Annotated in this window: 15 protein-coding genes and 2 pseudogenes; 4 read left to right on the top strand and 13 right to left on the bottom strand. The window is 74.7% G+C overall.

Annotated features, from left to right (window positions below; genetic code table 11):
- From MW084_RS20850 to MW084_RS20825, 6 genes and pseudogenes are all read right to left on the bottom strand, one after another.
- A pseudogene (locus tag MW084_RS20850) lies at nt 1–514 on the bottom strand (nicotinate-nucleotide--dimethylbenzimidazole phosphoribosyltransferase); the annotation flags it as partial.
- 301 nt (nt 515–815) lie between these two features.
- Entirely contained in the window at nt 816–2,033 is a 1,218-nt protein-coding gene (cbiE, locus tag MW084_RS20845) for a precorrin-6y C5,15-methyltransferase (decarboxylating) subunit CbiE (RefSeq protein ID WP_010471943.1), read from the bottom strand.
- A gap of 122 nt (nt 2,034–2,155) precedes the next feature.
- Nucleotides 2,156–2,757: GNAT family N-acetyltransferase (locus MW084_RS20840; protein WP_275563734.1), on the bottom strand; the 602-nt coding region annotated here is incomplete at its 3' end.
- A gap of 153 nt (nt 2,758–2,910) precedes the next feature.
- Nucleotides 2,911–3,762, bottom strand: coding sequence for a MetQ/NlpA family ABC transporter substrate-binding protein (locus MW084_RS20835; RefSeq protein ID WP_010471946.1), 852 nt, complete (start codon nt 3,760–3,762; stop codon nt 2,911–2,913).
- 102 nt (nt 3,763–3,864) lie between these two features.
- Entirely contained in the window at nt 3,865–4,536 is a 672-nt protein-coding gene (locus MW084_RS20830) for a methionine ABC transporter permease (RefSeq protein ID WP_010471949.1), read from the bottom strand.
- A complete protein-coding gene (locus MW084_RS20825) occupies nt 4,533–5,615 on the bottom strand; it encodes a methionine ABC transporter ATP-binding protein (protein WP_010471951.1) in 1,083 nt (360 codons plus the stop codon). Before MW084_RS20825 ends, MW084_RS20830 begins: the two co-directional genes overlap by 4 nt.
- 572 nt (nt 5,616–6,187) lie before the next feature.
- Here MW084_RS20825 and MW084_RS20820 point away from each other — a divergent pair.
- Both MW084_RS20820 and MW084_RS20815 read left to right on the top strand, forming a co-directional pair.
- Nucleotides 6,188–6,550 (top strand): hypothetical protein, encoded by a 363-nt coding sequence (locus MW084_RS20820; RefSeq protein ID WP_010471952.1) that lies wholly within the window; start codon nt 6,188–6,190, stop codon nt 6,548–6,550.
- The gene (locus MW084_RS20815; protein WP_010471954.1) at nt 6,550–6,960 is read left to right on the top strand and encodes a hypothetical protein; all 411 of its coding nucleotides are present in this window, start codon (nt 6,550–6,552) and stop codon (nt 6,958–6,960) included. The genes MW084_RS20820 and MW084_RS20815 overlap by 1 nt, the downstream gene beginning before the upstream one ends.
- 147 nt (nt 6,961–7,107) lie before the next feature.
- Here the strand turns inward: MW084_RS20815 and MW084_RS20810 are convergent, their stop codons facing one another.
- Both MW084_RS20810 and MW084_RS20805 read right to left on the bottom strand, forming a co-directional pair.
- Nucleotides 7,108–7,695 carry a sigma-70 RNA polymerase sigma factor region 4 domain-containing protein gene (locus tag MW084_RS20810; protein ID WP_010471957.1) on the bottom strand — a complete coding sequence of 196 codons (588 nt, stop codon included), beginning with the start codon at nt 7,693–7,695 and terminating at the stop codon, nt 7,108–7,110.
- Between the two features lie 111 nt (nt 7,696–7,806).
- Nucleotides 7,807–8,873, bottom strand: a pseudogene (locus MW084_RS20805) (glycerophosphodiester phosphodiesterase); the annotation flags it as partial.
- Nucleotides 8,874–9,219: 346 nt separating this feature from the next.
- Between MW084_RS20805 and MW084_RS20800 the strand changes: the two are divergent.
- On the top strand, nt 9,220–9,891 hold the full coding sequence (locus tag MW084_RS20800) for a lysophospholipid acyltransferase family protein (RefSeq protein WP_010471960.1): 672 nt from the start codon (nt 9,220–9,222) through the stop codon (nt 9,889–9,891).
- 64 nt (nt 9,892–9,955) lie between these two features.
- Here the strand turns inward: MW084_RS20800 and MW084_RS20795 are convergent, their stop codons facing one another.
- The 4 genes from MW084_RS20795 to MW084_RS20780 form a co-directional block, all read right to left on the bottom strand.
- Nucleotides 9,956–11,500: an MFS transporter gene (locus tag MW084_RS20795; RefSeq protein ID WP_010471962.1), complete on the bottom strand. Its 1,545-nt coding sequence runs from the start codon at nt 11,498–11,500 to the stop codon at nt 9,956–9,958.
- On the bottom strand, nt 11,497–12,045 hold the full coding sequence (locus tag MW084_RS20790; RefSeq protein ID WP_029553603.1) for a TetR/AcrR family transcriptional regulator: 549 nt from the start codon (nt 12,043–12,045) through the stop codon (nt 11,497–11,499). Before MW084_RS20790 ends, MW084_RS20795 begins: the two co-directional genes overlap by 4 nt.
- 183 nt (nt 12,046–12,228) lie before the next feature.
- Nucleotides 12,229–13,662: an argininosuccinate lyase gene (argH, locus tag MW084_RS20785; RefSeq protein ID WP_010471966.1), complete on the bottom strand. Its 1,434-nt coding sequence runs from the start codon at nt 13,660–13,662 to the stop codon at nt 12,229–12,231.
- Between the two features lie 108 nt (nt 13,663–13,770).
- Nucleotides 13,771–14,964, bottom strand: coding sequence for an argininosuccinate synthase (locus tag MW084_RS20780; protein WP_010471968.1), 1,194 nt, complete (start codon nt 14,962–14,964; stop codon nt 13,771–13,773).
- Between the two features lie 114 nt (nt 14,965–15,078).
- On the opposite strand from MW084_RS20780, the gene MW084_RS20775 reads away from it, so the two are divergent.
- Nucleotides 15,079–15,681: a pyridoxamine 5'-phosphate oxidase family protein gene (locus MW084_RS20775; protein WP_010471970.1), complete on the top strand. Its 603-nt coding sequence runs from the start codon at nt 15,079–15,081 to the stop codon at nt 15,679–15,681.
- A 364-nt stretch (nt 15,682–16,045) separates the two neighbouring features.
- Here the strand turns inward: MW084_RS20775 and MW084_RS20770 are convergent, their stop codons facing one another.
- Nucleotides 16,046–16,582, bottom strand: coding sequence for an arginine repressor (locus tag MW084_RS20770; RefSeq protein WP_010471971.1), 537 nt, complete (start codon nt 16,580–16,582; stop codon nt 16,046–16,048).
- Between the last annotated feature and the right edge of the window lie 3 nt (nt 16,583–16,585).

Genomic DNA, 16,585 nt, shown 5'->3' with positions numbered 1-16,585 from the left:
CCCGGGTGCTCCGGGCCGGGCACCGGCGCGGCCTGGGCCGGGGCGGCGCGGGGGCCGGCGGCACGGGCGCGGGCCCGCGGTCGGCGAGCGAACGTACGAGGCGGCCGGTGTCGGGCATGGGCGGGCCCATGTGCAGCGGCCGCCGCGGGGCCTGGGCGGGAGCCGGTGCCTGGGCGGCCCACGAGGCGTGCGCGGCGCCGCGGCCGTCGGTCCCGGGGCCCGGGTCCTGCCCGTACCCGGGGGCGGCGTCGCCCGCGGCGGCGGGCGGGTCGTACGCGAGGGGTTCCGCGGGCGGCGCCGGCACGGTGACGGGCGGGGCCGGGGGGACGCCGGGCTGCGGCTCCGTCCAGGCGCCCTGGGCGCCCGGCATCAGCAGGAGGTCGTCGTCGTCGGCGGTGGCGGGGCCGGAGGGGTCGAGGAAGGTGTACGGGTCCGGGACGGGCGTGCCCGGCTGCTCCACCATGCCTGCGTTCTCCGGCTGCCCCTCGTCCGGGACCTGGCCGGTGTCGGTCATGCGTACCCCTCGCCCATCGGTTGTGATCCTTCAGCCTTCCGCCCGTCGTCGACGACGAGCATGCGTGCCGCGCGGCACGAACGGCGTGCGGTCGTCCAGCATTCTCGCCGCGTTCGGGCCCCGTGGAAGCGGCTTCCCCCACGGGTCGCTGTGGACTGCGCCACGTCGCGCGCCCCGGTGGCGTTCTCCACGCGGTACCCCCGAAGGGGTGTCCTCCGGCGGATGCCGGTGGACGGGACGCCGGACGCCCGGCCGCGGTGGAACGGTCGGTCAGCCTACCGGTCCCCCTCCGGTGGGGAGATCACGGGGCGGGCCTGCGTCCGGAGATGAGGAAGGCCACCGAGCGGTCGCGTTCGGACCAGGCGGCCGGGTCGAGGTCGACGCACTGGAGGAGGACGCACTCGACGGTGTAGCCGCCGGCGCCGAGGACCGCGCCGACGGCCTCGGCCTCGTCGCGGGTGCCGGCATGCGTGACGATCCGTTCGGGGCGGCGGTCGGCGCAGGCGGCGACGACCTCCGCTCCCCCGCCGCCGACGCGTACGACGTCGGGTTCGGGGAGGCGTTCCAGTACGGAGGGGGCGCGGCCGGCGACGGCCTGGAGCTGGGCGCCGAAGCGGCGGGCGGCGGCCTCCGCGCGGGCGCAGGCGGCCGGGTCGGCGTCGACGGCGATGACCGCGGCCCCGAAGCGCGCGGCCTCGGCGGCGAAGGCGCCGGAACCGCTGCCGATGTCCCAGACGAGGTCGCCGACGCGCGGGCCGAGGCGGGCCAGTTGGGCGGCGCGCAGGACGGGCGCCTCGCCGGTGCCGGGCGCGGCGGGCGCGGGCTCGTCGCCGTACGCGCCGGGGGGGAGGCCCCAGCCGCGTACGGGGCCGGGGTCGGGGCCCATGAGCCAGCCGCCCCCGGTGGGCGCGGGAACGGAACCGCCGATGGCGATGACGACGTTGGGATCGCGCCAGGTGAGGTCGGCGGCCTTGTCGGAGGTGAGGACGGTGACCTGCTCGTGGTCGGTGCCCAGGGCCTCGCAGACGACGAAGGTGCGGTGGACGCCGTCGAGCATGAGGGCGAGTTCGGCGGGGCCGGCGCCCGGGGAGGTGAGGACGGCGACTTTGGGGTGGGCGCGGCAGACGTTGACGGCGCGGCGCAGCGTCCGGGTGTGGGCGGCGACGACGCGGGCGTCGTCCCAGGGCATCCCGGCGCGGGCGAAGGCGGCGGCGACGGAGGAGACGGCGGGGACGACCTCCACCTCCAGGCCGTGGCGGGGGTCGCGCAGGGCGCGGACGACGCCGAAGAAGCCGGGGTCGCCGTCGGCGAGGACGACGGCCGTGCCGCGGTGTCCGGCGATGCGGCGGGCGGCGAGGTCGACGCTGCCGAGGCGGATCCGCTCGGCCCGTTCGGGGACCTCGGGGAGCGCGAGGTGGTGGGCGGCTCCCGCGACGAGGGTGGCTGCCGAGAGGGCGGACCGCGCGGCGGCGGTGAGGGGTGAGCCGTCCCATCCGATCACCGTGACCCGGTCGGCCATCTTCGCGTGTCTCCCTGGGGTGTCGGTGCAGGTCGGGGCTGCTGCGAGCGTACCCGCAGGCGGGGCGTCCCGGCGGGTGGCGGGGCGGTCAGTTCCAGTCGGGGTACGCGGGNNGCCNGGGNTGGGCGTAGGGGTCGCCGGCGCCTTCGAGGTCCTCGGGCAGGAGGCTCCAGACGATGAGGTCGGTCCGGGTCTCGGTCCAGGTTCCGGCCTCCGTCCGGAGGCGGGCTATCCAGGCGTTGCGCAGGACGCCCTCGCTGACGCAGCCGATCTTCTGGGCGACCTGCTGGGAGGCGGTGTTGCCGGCGGCGGTGCGCAGTTCGAGGCGCTCGAAGCGCTGCTCGCGGAAGAGCCAGCGGGCGACGGCGAGGACGGACTCGGTGGCGTAGCCCTCGCCGCGGGCCCAGGGGGCGGTGATGCAGGCGATCTCGGCGGAGCGGGCGCGCCAGTCGGTGTGGTGGAGGCGGACGGCGCCGACGAGGCGCTGGGTGAGGAACTCGGTGACGGCGAGGACCAGTCCGCGGCCGCTGGTGCGTTCGGCGGGGGCGGCCCGGTGGACCCACTCCTCGGCGTGGGCGGTGGTGTAGGGGTGGGGCGCGGAGGTCCAGGCGACGACCAGCTCGTCGTTCATCATCTCGACGTGGGCGGGGACGTCCGCGTCGTCGTAGGGGCGCAGCACCAACCGTTCCGTGCTGATGGAGACGTCCGGAAAGGTGGTAGTCATGCGCAACTCCATGCCGGGGGCCGGGGACCGGGCGGTGAGACCGTGAACGGACAGCATGCAGCATGAGCGGGGGGCCGTGCATGGCGGGACGTGCGGGGCCCCGCGCACCGGCCGGTGCGCGGGGCCGCGGGCGGGGCCGCCGGGGTGGACGGGTTACTTGGTGGTGCCGGAGGCGGGGATCACCGAGCCCTTGTAGGTGTTCTCGATGTACGTGCGGACCTCGGGCGAGGCGAGGAGCTCGGCGAGCTTCCTCACGCGCGGGTCGTCCTCGTTGCCGTCCTTGACGGCGAGGAAGTTGGCGTACGGGTTGCCCTCGGGCTTCTCCAGGACCAGGGCGTCCTCGGCGGGGGTGAGCTCGGCCTCGATGGCGTAGTTGCCGTTGATGACGGCGGCGTCGACGTCGCTCAGGGCGCGCGGGATGGTGGCGGCCTCCAGCTCCTTGAACTCCAGGCCCTTGCTGTCGGCGACGTCGGAGAGCCCGGCGTCGGCGCCGACGCCGGCCTTGAGGGTGATCAGGCCGTTGTCGGCGAGGAGCTTGAGCGCGCGGCCCTCGTTGGTGGTGTCGTTGGGGACGGCGACGGTCTGGCCGGCCTTGAGGTCCTTGAGGGACGTGAGCTTCTGGGAGTACAGGCCGAGCGGCTCGAGGTGGACGTCGACCACGGGGACGATGGTGGTCTTGTTCTTCTTGTTGAAGTCGTCCAGGTACGGCTTGTGCTGGAAGTAGTTGGCGTCGACCTGGCCGTCCTGCGTGGCGGTGTTGGGCAGGACGTAGTCGGTGAACTCCTTGACCTCCAGCGTGAGGCCGGCCTTCTCGGCGAGGTTGTCCTTGACGTACGCGAGGATGTCGGCGTGCGGGGTCGGGGACGCGGCGACGACGAGCGGCTTGGACGCGTCGTCGCCGGAGCCGGAGGCGGCCGGGTCGGAGGCGGTGCCGCAGGCGGTGAGGCCGACGGCGAGGGCGGTGGTGCCGGTGAGGGCGGCGAGGGTCTTGATCCGGTTCAGCACGAAGAGTGCCTCTTTCTGGTGTGGTGGAACGCCCGGACAAGGAGTGCGGGCTCGTTCTTCGGCCGCGAGCGGTGAGGGTCGCGGGAAGTCTGGTGGGGCCGGTCAGGACGTGGCGCGTCCGCGGCGGGCGAGGAGCCGTACGACGCCGTCGCCGGCGAGTTGGACGGCGGAGACGAGCACGATCAGGACCACCACGGTGACGAGCATGAACGCGGTGTCGAACCGCTGGTAGCCGTAGGTGATGGCCTTGGACCCGAGGCCCTCGCCGCCGACCGCCCCGGCCATGGCCGAGTAGCCGATGAGGACGATCACGGTGGTGGTGACGGCGGAGACCAGGGACGGCAGGGCCTGCGGCAGGAGGACCTTGCGGACGATCGTGGGGACGGAGCCGCCCATGGACTGGACGGCCTCGACCAGGCCGTGGTCGACCTCGCGGACGGCGGTCTCGACGAGGCGCGCGAAGAAGGGGACGGCGCCGACAGCGAGGGGGACGATCATCGCGGTCGGGCCGATGAAGGTGCCCACGACGAGCTTGGTGAACGGGATCAGCGCGATCAGCAGGATGATGAACGGCAGCGAGCGGCCGACGTTCACGATCGCGCCGACGATTTTGCTGACCGCCTTGTTCCGCAGCAGTCCGCCCTGGTCGGTGAGGACGAGGAGGAGGCCGAGGGGGAGCCCGCCGAGCACGGAGGCGACGGTGGCCCACAGGACCATGTAGAGGGTGTCGACGGTGCCCTGGGCGAGCAGGGGCTGCATGTCCGACCAGGTCACTTGGCGGCCTCCTCGGCGAGCGGCGACGGCGAGCCGGTGCCGGGGTTCGTGGTGGGGGTCGTGGCGGGGTCCGCGGCGGGGGCGACGACGTCGACCTGGAGGCCCTGTTCGCGCAGGAAGCCGACGGGGACGACGTTCTCGTCGTAGCGGCCCGGGAGTTCGATGCGCATCCGGCCGATCTGCTTGCCGCCGACGGTGTCCATGGCGGCGCCGAGGATCGATATGTCGATGTTGTAGGTGCGGGCGAGCTGGGAGACGACCGGCCGGGCCGCGGCCTCGCCGTGGAAGGTCACGTCGACGACGGTGCGGTCCGGGCCGGTGGCGTGTCCGCTGACCGGGAACAGCTCGGCGGCGAGTTCGGAGCCGGGGGTGGCGAGGAGTCCGGCGACGGTGCCGGACTCGACGACGCGGCCCCCCTTCATCAGCGCGGCGGAGTCGCAGACGGTCTTCACGACGTCCATCTCGTGGGTGATCAGCAGGACGGTCAGCCCGAGCTGCCGGTTCAGGTCGCGCAGCAGCTGGAGGATGGAGCGGGTGGTCTCCGGGTCGAGGGCGCTGGTGGCCTCGTCGGAGAGGAGCACCCGGGGGTCGCCGGCCAGGGCGCGGGCGATGCCGACGCGCTGCTTCTGGCCGCCGGAGAGCTGGCCGGGGTACGCCTTGGCCTTGTCGGCGAGGCCGACGAGGTCGAGGAGTTCCAGGGCCCGGCGGGAGCGTTCGGCTCCGGAGGCGCCGAGGATCTCCAGGGGCAGTTCGACGTTGGCCTGGACGGTGCGCGAGGACAGCAGGTTGAAGTGCTGGAAGACCATGCCGATGCGGCTGCGGGCGCGGCGCAGGTCCCTGCCCGCGCGCCGGCCGCGTCCGGCGAGGGCGGTCAGGTCGGTGCCGTCGACCGTCACGGTGCCGGAGGTGGGGCGCTCCAGCAGGTTGACGCAGCGGATGAGGGAGGACTTGCCGGCGCCGCTCCGGCCGATGACGCCGAACACCTCGCCTTCGCGGACGTGCAGGTCGACACCGTCCAGAGCGGTGACCCGGCGGCCGCGCGACTCGTAGACCTTGGTCAGGCCCTTGGTGGTGATCACAGGATGGTCCGTCACTGTCGAGTGCGCGGCGCGGGGGTCCGCCGGGCACGGGGAGTTCGTCACTGCGCGCGGTGGGGCCGCCGTCGGGGAGGCGGGTGCGCGGGAGGGGCGCGGTCCGCGGTCTGTTCCACGCGGACGCGTCCGACTGGTGCGTCGGGTCTCGCTTCGGGGCGCGAGGCTCGTCAGGGGCCCTCTAGAAGGCGCGCATTCGACACATACAACGAGCACCGGGCGTCGTCATCGCCTCGGTCGCAAGGATGCGGGTGCTCGTCGTGGTCATGGCGCCCAGTAAAGCAGACCGTCTTCCGCACCGGCCGAAGGTGTCCGCATAGCGGACGCCTTGGTGGCGGCACGGCGGGGAACGCCGCAGGCGCGGTGGGCGGCCCCACGGCGATTGCAAGGCTCCGACCTGCGGGAACACCGGAGCGCTGCGGAGAGCCAGCGGGCAGGAGCGCGGGGGCGGCTGTGTCCGGGGCCACGCGGACGGGGCCGGTCGCGTCGGCGGCGGGGCCGGTCGCGTCGGCGGCGGGGCCGGTCGCGGCGGGGGTTTTCGTCCGTAATAGTCTCGGCGCATGTTCAACGCCCTGACGCTCACGGTGTCCCTCGCCGCGCTGGCCCTCGCCGCGTGGTGCGGTTTCGCCGCGTACCGGGACCAGCCGACGAAGGACCGGCACTTCGCCGGCATGGCCGTGGTGACCGTGCTGGCCCTGGCCCAGGCGGTGGTCGGCGTGGTGCGGCTCGCGCGGGGCGAGGAGGCCGACGAGGGTGCGGCGATCTTCGTGGCGTACCTGCTCGGGGCGCTGTTCGCGCTGCCGGCGGCGGGCTTCATGTCGCTGGTCGAGCGGAGCCGGTGGGGGTCGGCGACGGTCGCGGCCGGCGCGGTGGTCCTGGCCGTGCTGGAGGTGCGCCTCCACGACATCTGGTGGGAGGGCTGATGGCCGCCGATCGGCTGGTCAGGGGACCCGGCATGCTGCTGGTGTGGCTGTACGGGGTGATGTCGGTGGGCGCGGTGTCGCGCTCCGCGTACCAGTTCGCGACCGAGTTCGACCGGGCTCCGCTGGCGTACTCGCTGTCGGCCGTGGCGGCCGTCGTGTACGTCTTCATCACGTACACGCTGGTGCGCGGCGGTGAGACGGCCCGCAGGGCGGCGCTGGTGTGCTGCGCCGTCGAACTGGTGGGTGTGCTGGTGGTCGGGACGTGGACGCTGCTCGACCCGGCGGCCTTCCCCGACTCCACGGTGTGGTCGCAGTTCGGCTACGGCTACGTGTTCATCCCGGTCCTGCTGCCCGTGACCGGGATCCTGTGGCTGCGTCGCGCCCACCGGACCGCCCCGGCCGCCCGGTAGTCCTCCCCGGCCGACGGAGGCGGGGCGGGGCCGCCGTACGGCTCGGCCCCGCCCCGGCGGCGGCAACACGGCTCCGGGCCCCGTCCGGTGCGCCCGCCGCGGAAGGCGGCGCCCGTGAGCGCCCGGGGTCGCCCGGCCGCGCCGGGTCTACCGCGTCCCTCCCGGACGGGCGGGCGCGCCGGTCTCCGGCGCCAGCATCCTGCGCAGGCACCCCAGGCACCGGGAGCGCAGCGGGCCCAGGCTGCCCCGGGGGACGCCGAGCCCGCCCGCGATCTCGCGGTACGTCGGGTCGTCCGGCGAGAGCATCGCGGACAGCAGGCCCCGGCAGCGGGCCGGGGTCCGGTGGACGGCGGCGCGCAGCGCCCGGTGGCGTTCGGCCTGCACCGCGGCGTGTTCGGGGGTGGGGCCGGGCGCGGGCCCGGAGCGGGCGTCGGGGGCGGGCTCGCCGGTGTACGGGAGTTCCCGGGCGGCCGTGCGGCGGGCCCGGCGGGCCTCCTCCCGCACGGCGCGGCGCAGCCAGTCGGCGGGGCGGGCGGGGATGCCCGGCCCGTCGAGGTGTTCGAGGAGCCTGAGCCAGACGGCCTGCTGGAGGTCGCGGGGGTCGGCGCCCGACGCGGCGGCCTCGGCCTCGGACTCGGCGGCCAGGAGCGGGGCGAGCGCCCCGAGCGCTTCGGGGACGGCCGGCGCGCGCGGGAGGGTGTGACGGGGTTCCGGGAGCGGGTGGCGGGGCGTCATGCCGGGCACGACCCGCGGCGGGCCGGGGGAGTTGCCCGGCCGGAGGCGGATTCACCCGGCGGGGTGGCCGCGGGGGCACGCGGGTGACGGTCCGCGTGCCCCCGCGGGGCGTCAGCGGCCGCGGTGGTCGGCCGCGGCGAGCAGGGCCGTGTCGGGCTGGTCGGTGAAGATGCCGTCGATGCCGGTGGCGAAGTACGCCCGGTACGCGCCGAAGACGTCGCCGTACGCGTTGGGGTCCGTGCCGCGCCGGAAGTCGGCGGGCAGGAAGGCGTTCTCGTTGCGCAGCGTGTAGGGGTGGAGGACCAGGCCGCGGGCGTGGGCGTCGCGGACGAGGGTGGTCGGCTCGCCCAGCCGGCCGTCGGGGCGCTTGGGGATGACGAGGTCGAGGAGGGGGCCGATGCCCTGGGCGTAGGAGGCGATCCAGTCGAGGCCGCGGGGCGTCACCAGGTCGGCGACGGTGCGCGGGTCGCCCGCCTGGACGAAGTCGTACGGGCGGTCGTCGGTGGTCCACAGCAGGACGACGCGCGGCGTGGCGACGAGCTCCGCCATGCGCTGCATGCTGGTCGGCTCGAAGGACTGCAGGAAGGTCGGCGAGTCGGCGCGGTGGCGGCCGTAGCGGCGGAGCAGCCGGGCCAGGCGCTCCTCCAGGCCGAGGCCGATCCCGCGGAAGTACGTGGGGTGCTTGGTCTCGACGTGCAGCCACACCGGGTGCCCGCGGCGGCGGCCCTCCTTCTCGGCCCAGCGGAGCACCTCCTCGAAGCTGGGGACGGTCCAGCGGCCGTCGTACAGCGTGTTCTGCGGGCGGGTGCCGGGGATGCGCTCCTTGGCGCGCAGCGTCTTCAGCTCGGCGAGGGTGAAGTCCTCGGTGAACCAGCCGGTGATGGACTGGCCGTCGACCGTCTTGGTGGTGCGGCGGGAGGCGAACTCGGGGTGGTCGGCGACGTCCGTGGTGCCGCTGATGTCGTTCTCGTGACGGCACACCAGGTGCCCGTCGCGGGTGGGCACCAGGTCCTGCTCGATGACGTGGGCGCCCATGTCGAGGGCGAACTGGTAGGCGCCCAGGGTGTGCTCGGGGCGGTAGCCGCTGGCGCCGCGGTGGGCTATGACCGTGGGGACGGGCAGCCCCCGGCGGGCCCCGCCGCGGGCCCCCTCCGCGCCCTGGGCGGTCCCGGCGCCCCNGGCGGCCGCGGCGGGGGCGCCGACGGCGGACACGGCGGCCGCGGTGGTGAGCGCCGCGGCTCCCAGTACGGTCCTGCGGGCGGGACTCCTGCGCGCACCCTCGGTCATGGGGGCTCCTCCACTGAACGTGTCTTCGTCTGCGGGCTGTCGGGCGCGGCCGATCGTAGGGGGCCGCGCGTGACGTACGGGTGACGCCGGGCGAACGGGCGGGGAACGCGGGACGACACCGCGTGCGTCGCGGCGGTCGCGCGTGCGGTGGGGCGCGGCCCGCGAGTATCGTCCTCACCTGCACGGACCTCGTCGGCCACCACAGGGTCGCGACCGCTCACGACACCGGAGGACTCGTTGTCCCGCTTCGCGCTCATCAAGTCAGTGGTCGGCCCGGTCATGCGGCTGATGTTCCGCATGCGGGTGGAGGGCGCCGAGAGGATCCCCGGCTCCGGGCCGGTGATCCTGGCGGGCAACCACCTCACCTTCATCGACTCGATGATCCTGCCGCTGGTGGTGGACCGCCAGGTGTTCTTCATCGGCAAGGACGAGTACGTCACCGGCAAGGGCCTGAAGGGCCGGCTCATGGCGTGGTTCTTCACCGGGGTCGGCATGGTCCCGGTGGACCGGGACGGCGCGGGCGCCGCGGTGGCCGCCCTGCACACGGGCCGCCGGGTGCTGGAGGAGGGCAGGGTCTTCGGCATCTACCCGGAGGGCACCCGCTCCCCCGACGGCCGGCTGTACCGGGGCCGCACGGGCATCGCGCGGCTGACGCTGATGACGGGCGCGCCGGTGGTGCCGTTCGCGCTGATCGGCACGGACAAGCTGCAGCCGGGCGGCGCGGGGCTGCCCCGGCCGGGCCGGGTGACGGTGCGGTTCGGCGAGCCGATGGAGTTCTCGCGCTACGAGGGCATGGACCGCGACCGGTACGTGCTGCGGGCGGTGACGGACTCGGTGATGACGGAGGTCATGCGGCTGTCCGGGCAGGAGTACGTGGACATGTACGCCACCAAGGCGAAGGCGGCCTGACGGCCCCTCCCCGGCCGGCCGTGCCCGCGGCCGGGGTGCGTCCGGGCGCGACGCGCGCCGCGGCTCACGGGCGGTCGGCGCCGCCCTCCGCCGCCCGGTCGCGCAGCAGCAGCCGGGTCGCGGCGGCCGTCGCGAGGAGGACGGCCGCGCCGACGGCCGCCGCGGCGCGCAGGCCGTCCACGAACGCGTACTGCGCGGCCGTCACCAGCGCTTCGGCGGAACGTTGCGGCAGCGCCGATGCCGCCTCGACGGCTCCGCCCAGCGACTCGTGCGCGGCGGCGGCCACGTCGGCGGGGACGCCGGGAGGGGCGGCGAAGCCCCGGTAGGCGCCGGTCACGACGGAGCCCAGCAGGGCGATGCCGAGCGCCGCGCCCAGTTCGTAGGCCGTCTCGGAGACCGCGGAGGCCGCGCCCGCCTGCTCCTTGGGGACGCTCGACAGGATGACGTCGGCGGTGACGGTGAACGCCAGGCCCGCGCCGAGGCCGACCACGAGCAGGGCGGCGCCCAGCACGGGGTAGCCCGTGGCGGGGTCCAGCACGGTCAGCGCCGCCAGGGCCAGGCCGACCGCGGCGAGCCCGCAGGAGAGGACGGACCGGACGGAGAACCGCCGGGCGGCGGCCCCCGCGAGGAGTCCCGCGCCGACCGCGCCCAGCGCCGCGGGCAGTTCGGCGAGGCCGGCCTCCAGGGGACTGCGTCCCTGGACCAGTTGCAGGAACTGGGAGAGGAAGAAGATCAGCCCCGCGAGTCCCAGGACGGTGAGCAGGTCCGCGAGGACCGCGACCGAGAAGCCCCGGTTCCGGAACAGCCGCATGTCGAGCAGCGGCGCCGGGAGCGTGAGCTGGCGGCGCACGAACACCGTGAGCGCGGCCGTGCCGACGGCGGCGGCGGCGAGCACGTCCGGGCGGGCGCCGTGCGCGGCGGCCTCCTTGACCGCGTAGACGGCGCCGATCATGCCGAGGAGGGACAGGGCGACGCTCGGCAGGTCCCAGGGTCCGGGCGCCGGGTCCTTCGACTCGGGGAGGAGCCGGGCGCCGACGACGACGAGGACGGCCATCACGGGGAGGTTGATCAGGAAGACCGAACCCCACCAGAAGTGCTCCAGCAGGAAGCCGCCGACGACCGGGCCGACCGCGGCGCCGGCGGAGGCCGTCGCGCCCCAGACGCCGATGGCGAGGCTCCGCTCGCGCGGGTCGTGGAACAGGTTGCGGATCAGGGCGAGGGTGGAGGGCATGAGGGTCGCGCCCGCGACGCCGAGCAGGGCGCGCGCGGCGATCATCATTTCGGGGGTGGTGGCGTACGCGGTGAGGGCGGAGACCGCCCCGAACGCGGTCGCGCCGGCCAGGAGCAGCTTCTTGCGGCCGATGCGGTCGCCGAGGCCGCCCATGGAGACCAGGAGCCCGGCGATGACGAAGGAGTAGACGTCGCCGATCCACAGGAGCTGGGTGCCGGACGGTTCGAGGTCCTCGCTCAGGTACGGGGTGGCCAGGCCGAGCACCGTGGCGTCGACCGCGACCAGCAGGACGGCCAGGGCCAGGACGGCGAGCGCCACCCAGCGGCCCGGGCTGCGGGCGGTCTGCGTGTCCTCGGCCGTCCGTGCGGTCGCGGTCATCTCCCCACGCTCCTGCGCGTTCCGCCGAGCAGCAGCTCGACGATCATGTACTGGAAGTCCCGGCCGGCGACCCGGCCGTCCTGGACGGCCCAGGCGCAGGTGGCGACGAGGCCGTAGAGCGCCTCCGTCAGCCAGGCGGGGGTCAGGTCGAAGCGGAGCTCGCCGCGTTCCTGTCCGCGCCGGAACAGCGCGGAGACCCGGGCGTCCAGCCGGGACCACCCCTGGTGGACCTCGCCCTCGAAGAGCTGGTTCTCGGCGACGAGGAAGGACAGCAGGCCGGCGACCGGCTCCACCTCGGCGACCAGCCGCCGCAGGGCCTCCTCGGCGGTGCCGTCGTCGAGCCGGGCGGCGTCGACGGCGGCTTCGAACTCCTGGATGCCCAGCTCCTCCAGCGCCCTGACCAGGGCCTCCCGTCCGGCGAAGTGCCGGTGCAGGGTGGCGCGCCCGATTCCGGCGGCCCGGGCGACCTCGTCCATGGTGGCGGTCGGTCTGCGGGAGAGCAGCGCGGCGGCCGCGCGGAGCACCTGGTCACGGTCCACACTCATGAGACAACCCTAACCGAAGTGAGACGTGAACGTCTCATATGAAAAGCCGTTCGCTCCCCCTCGGTCGATCACACCGCGGTGGTACGGCGGTCGGCCCGCCCGGAGACGCGCCGGACCGGCCCGGGAACCCCGTCGGGCTTCCGGGCCGGTCCGGTGTGGGCGGGTCGGCGGGCGGAGGCGGGGCTACTTCCTCCCGGCCTCCGCCCATGCGCGCTGGACCGCCAGGTCGGCCTTCAGCTCGGCGAGCTGGACCGCCACCGCCGAGGGGGCCGTGCCGCCGCGGCCGTCGCGGGACGCCAGGGCGCCGGGCACGTCGAGGACCGTGCGGACCTCGGGCGTCAGGTGCTCGGAGATCTTCGCGAACTGCTCGTCCGTGAGGCCGTCCAGCTCCTTGCCGTCCGCCTCGGCGGCCTTCACGCACTCCCCCGCGACCTCGTGCGCCACCCGGAACGGCACGCCCCGCCTGACCAGCCACTCCGCGACGTCCGTCGCCAGCGAGAACCCGGCCGGGGCCAGTTCCTCCATCCGCTCCCGGTTCACCGTGAGGGTGGCCATCATGCCGGTGAGCGCCGGCAGCAGCACCTCCAGCTGGTCGCAGGAGTCGAAGACCGGCTCCTTGTCCTCCTGGAGGTCCCGGTTGTACGCCAGCGGCAGCGCCTTGAGCGTCGCCAGCAGGCCGGTGAGGTTGCCGATGAGGCGGCCCGCCTTGCCGCGCGCCAGCTCCGCGACGTCCGGGTTCTTCTTCTGCGGCATGATCGACGAACCGGTCGAGAAGGCGTCGTGGAGGGTGACGAAGGAGAACTCCTTCGTGTTCCAGATGATGACCTCCTCGGCGATCCGGGAGAGGTCCACCCCGATCATCGCGGTGACGAAGGCGAACTCCGCCGCGAAGTCCCGCGACGCCGTGCCGTCGATCGAGTTGCCCGCGCTGCCGTTCTCGAAGCCCAGGTCCCGGGCGACCGCCTCCGGGTCGAGCCCGAGGGAGGAACCGGCCAGCGCGCCGGAGCCGTACGGGGAGACGGCCGCCCGCCCGTCCCACTGGCGCAGCCGCTCGGCGTCCCGCGCGAGGGCCTGCACATGGGCGAGCACGTGGTGGGCGAAGAGGACCGGCTGGGCGTGCTGGAGGTGCGTACGGCCCGGCATCGCGACGTCCGGGTGCGCCTCGGCGAGGCCGACGAGGGCGCCTTGCAGGTCCGCGAGGAGGCCGCCGATGATCCGGGCGTGGTCGCGCAGGTACATCCGGAGCAGCGTGGCGACCTGGTCGTTGCGGGACCGGCCGGCGCGGAGCCGGCCGCCCAGCTCGGGGCCGAGGCGCTCCAGCAGGCCGCGCTCCAGGGCCGTGTGGACGTCCTCGTCGGCGAGGGTGCCGGTGAAGGCGCCGGACGCGACGTCCCGCTCCAGCTCGTCGAGGCCGGTGAGCATGCGGGCCAGCTCGTCCCCGCTGAGCAGTCCGGCCCCGTGGAGCACGCGCGCGTGGGCGCGGGACCCGGCGATGTCGTACGGGGCGAGCCGCCAGTCGAAGTGGACGGACGCGGAGAGTCGCGCCAGCGCCTCGGCCGGGCCGTCGGCGAAGCGACCTCCCCAGAGCCGGACGCCGCCGTCGTTGCTGCTGCTCACTGCGTGGAACTCCTCGGGAATCGGTGGTGCGGATGCGCGCCCGCCCCCCCGCGAGGGGGCGGGGAGGCGGGCGCGGAGGACGGCGGTGCGGCGCCGGGCGGGCCGCGGTCAGGCCAGGTCGCGCCGGGCCGCGATCTTCGCCGAGAGGCCGAAGATGTCGATGAAGCCCTGCGCCTTGGACTGGTCGAAGGTGTCGCCCGTGTCGTACGTGGCGAGGTTGAAGTCGTACAGCGACTGCTCGGAGCGCCGCCCCGTGACGACCGCCCGGCCGCCGTGCAGGGTCATCCGGATGTCGCCGGTGACGTGCCGGTTGGCCTCGTCGACGAAGCCGTCCAGGGCCCGCTTCAGCGGGGAGAACCACAGTCCGTCGTAGACCAGTTCGGCCCAGCGCTGCTCCACCTGCCGCTTGTAGCGCGCGAGTTCGCGCTCGACGGTGACGTTCTCCAGCTCCTGGTGGGCGGTGATCAGCGCGATCGCGCCGGGCGCCTCGTACACCTCGCGGGACTTGATGCCGACGAGGCGGTCCTCGACCATGTCGATCCGGCCGACGCCCTGGGCGCCCGCCCGCTCGTTGAGCTGCCGGATCGCCTGGAGGACCGTGACGGGCCGGCCGTCGAGGGCGACCGGCACACCCTGCTCGAAGGTGACGACGACCTCGTCCGGGTCGCGGGGGACGGCCGGGTCGGAGGTGTAGTCGTAGACGTCCTCGATCGGCGCGTTCCAGATGTCCTCCAGGAAGCCGGTCTCGACGGCCCGGCCGAAGACGTTCTGGTCGATGGAGTACGGGGACTTCTTGCTGGTGGCGATCGGCAGGTCGGCCCTCTCGGCGAACGCGATGGCCTTGTCGCGGGTCATCGCGTAGTCCCGGACCGGGGCGAGGCACCGCAGGTCGGGGCCGAGCGCGGCGATGCCGGCCTCGAAGCGGACCTGGTCGTTGCCCTTGCCGGTGCAGCCGTGGGCGACGGTGGAGGCGCCGTGCTTCCTCGCCGCGGCGACGAGGTGCCTGACGATCACCGGCCGGGAGAGCGCCGAGACCAGCGGATACCGGTCCATGTACAGGGCGTTCGCCTTGATCGCCGGGAGGCAGTAGCCGTCGGCGAACTCGTCCCTGGCGTCCGCGACCTCGGCCTCGACCGCACCGCAGGCGAGCGCGCGCTTGCGGATCACGTCCAGGTCCTCGCCGCCCTGGCCGACGTCCACGGCGACGGCGATGACCTCGGCACCCGTCTCCTCGGCGATCCAGCCGATGGCGACGGAGGTGTCCAGGCCGCCCGAGTAGGCGAGTACGACGCGCTCGGTCACGGGTTTCTCCTTAAACGGTGCATTCGCGATAGGCATAACTATGCAGAGGTCCGTATGTTTTGTCAAAGCGGCCGACCGGCCCTCCGGCGCGCGCCGGGCTGCGATGATCACCGCATGGGAAAGCGCTACGCGGCCGTCGAGGGCCGGATACGGACGTTCGTCGAGGAACAGCCCGTCTTCTTCACGGCCACCGCCCCGCTCGCCGGCGACGGGCACGTCAACATCTCCCCGAAGGGCCGCAAGGGCACCCTCGTCGTGATCGACGGGCTGACCCTGGCGTACCTGGACTTCGGCGGCAGCACCGCCGAGACCGTCGCCCACCTGCGCGAGCCGGGCAACGGGCGGATCACCCTGATGTGGTGCGCGTTCAGCGGCCCGCCGAAGGTGCTGCGGGTGCACGGCACGGGAGAGGCGGTCTTCCGGGACGACCCGCGCTGGGACGAGTACATCCGGCACTTCGAGGGCGCCGACGGGCCGTCGGCGCGGGCGATCGTCGTCGTGCGGGTGCGGCGCGTCAGCGACTCGTGCGGGTTCGCGGTGCCGTTCCTGGACTACCGGGAGGAACGCACCCAGCACGCGGAGCACTTCGCCCGGAAGACGGACGAGGAGTTCGCCGCGTACTGCGAGCGCAAGGAGCACGTCGGGCGGAGCCTCGACGGCCTGCCGGCCCTCCCGCTGCCGCTGCCGCCCCGGACGGACGCCCCCGAAGGCCCCTGACGGGCCGAACCGGCCCGCGGACCGCGTCCGGGGCGGGACCGAGGTGGGACCGGGGCGCGCACCGGCCCCGCGGCCCCGCTCCCGTCCGCCGGCGGGACCGCGCGACGGGTCCGCCCCGGAGCCGCGCACGGAGCGACGACCCGCGGGGCGTGCGCACCTCCGGCCGATGGAGGGCCGCGGGCGCGGACCGGAGTCCGCCGCGCGCCGGCGCGGGGGGCCGTTCACGAGCCGGAAGGACCGGGAGCGCCCGGCGCCCGGTCGTCACCGAAGGCGGCCGCCGTGGGTGCCGCCTACGCCCCGGGCCGCCCGGTCCGCGGGCGGGGCTCCGTCGGGCGGGGCGGCGCCGGGACGTACGGGGACGGGCTCAGCTCTCCTTCTGGGCGAGGCGCAGCAGGTGGTCGGCGAGGGCCTGCCCGCCGTCCGGGTCGCGGGAGATGAGCAGCAGGGTGTCGTCGCCCGCGATGGTGCCGAGGATGGCGTGGAGCTCCGCCTGGTCGATGGCCGAGGCGAGGAACTGGGCCGCTCCGGGCGGGGTGCGCAGGACGACCAGGTTGGCGGACGCCTCGGCGGAGATGAGGAGTTCGCCGGAGAGCCGCCGCATGCGCTCCTCCTTGGCGGACTCCCCCAGCGGTGCCTGGGGCGTGCGGAACCCTCCCTCGCTCGGTACGGCGTAGATCAGCTCGCCGCCGGTGTTGCGGATCTTCACCGCACCCAGTTCGTCGAGGTCGCGGCTGAGCGTCGCCTGGGTGACGCTCAGCCCGTCGTCCGCGAGGAGCTTGGCGAGCTGGCTCTGCGAGCGCACCGGCTGCCGGTTGAGGATGTCCACGATCCGGCGGTGCCGTGCCGTGCGGGTGTGCGGTACGGATGGCCCGCCGTGGCCGTTGTCCTGCGCCTCGGTCATATC

This window comes from Streptomyces sudanensis, from assembly GCF_023614315.1.
GTDB classification, from domain to species: domain Bacteria; phylum Actinomycetota; class Actinomycetes; order Streptomycetales; family Streptomycetaceae; genus Streptomyces; species Streptomyces sudanensis.
This window is presented reverse-complemented; position numbering and strand designations above follow the sequence as displayed.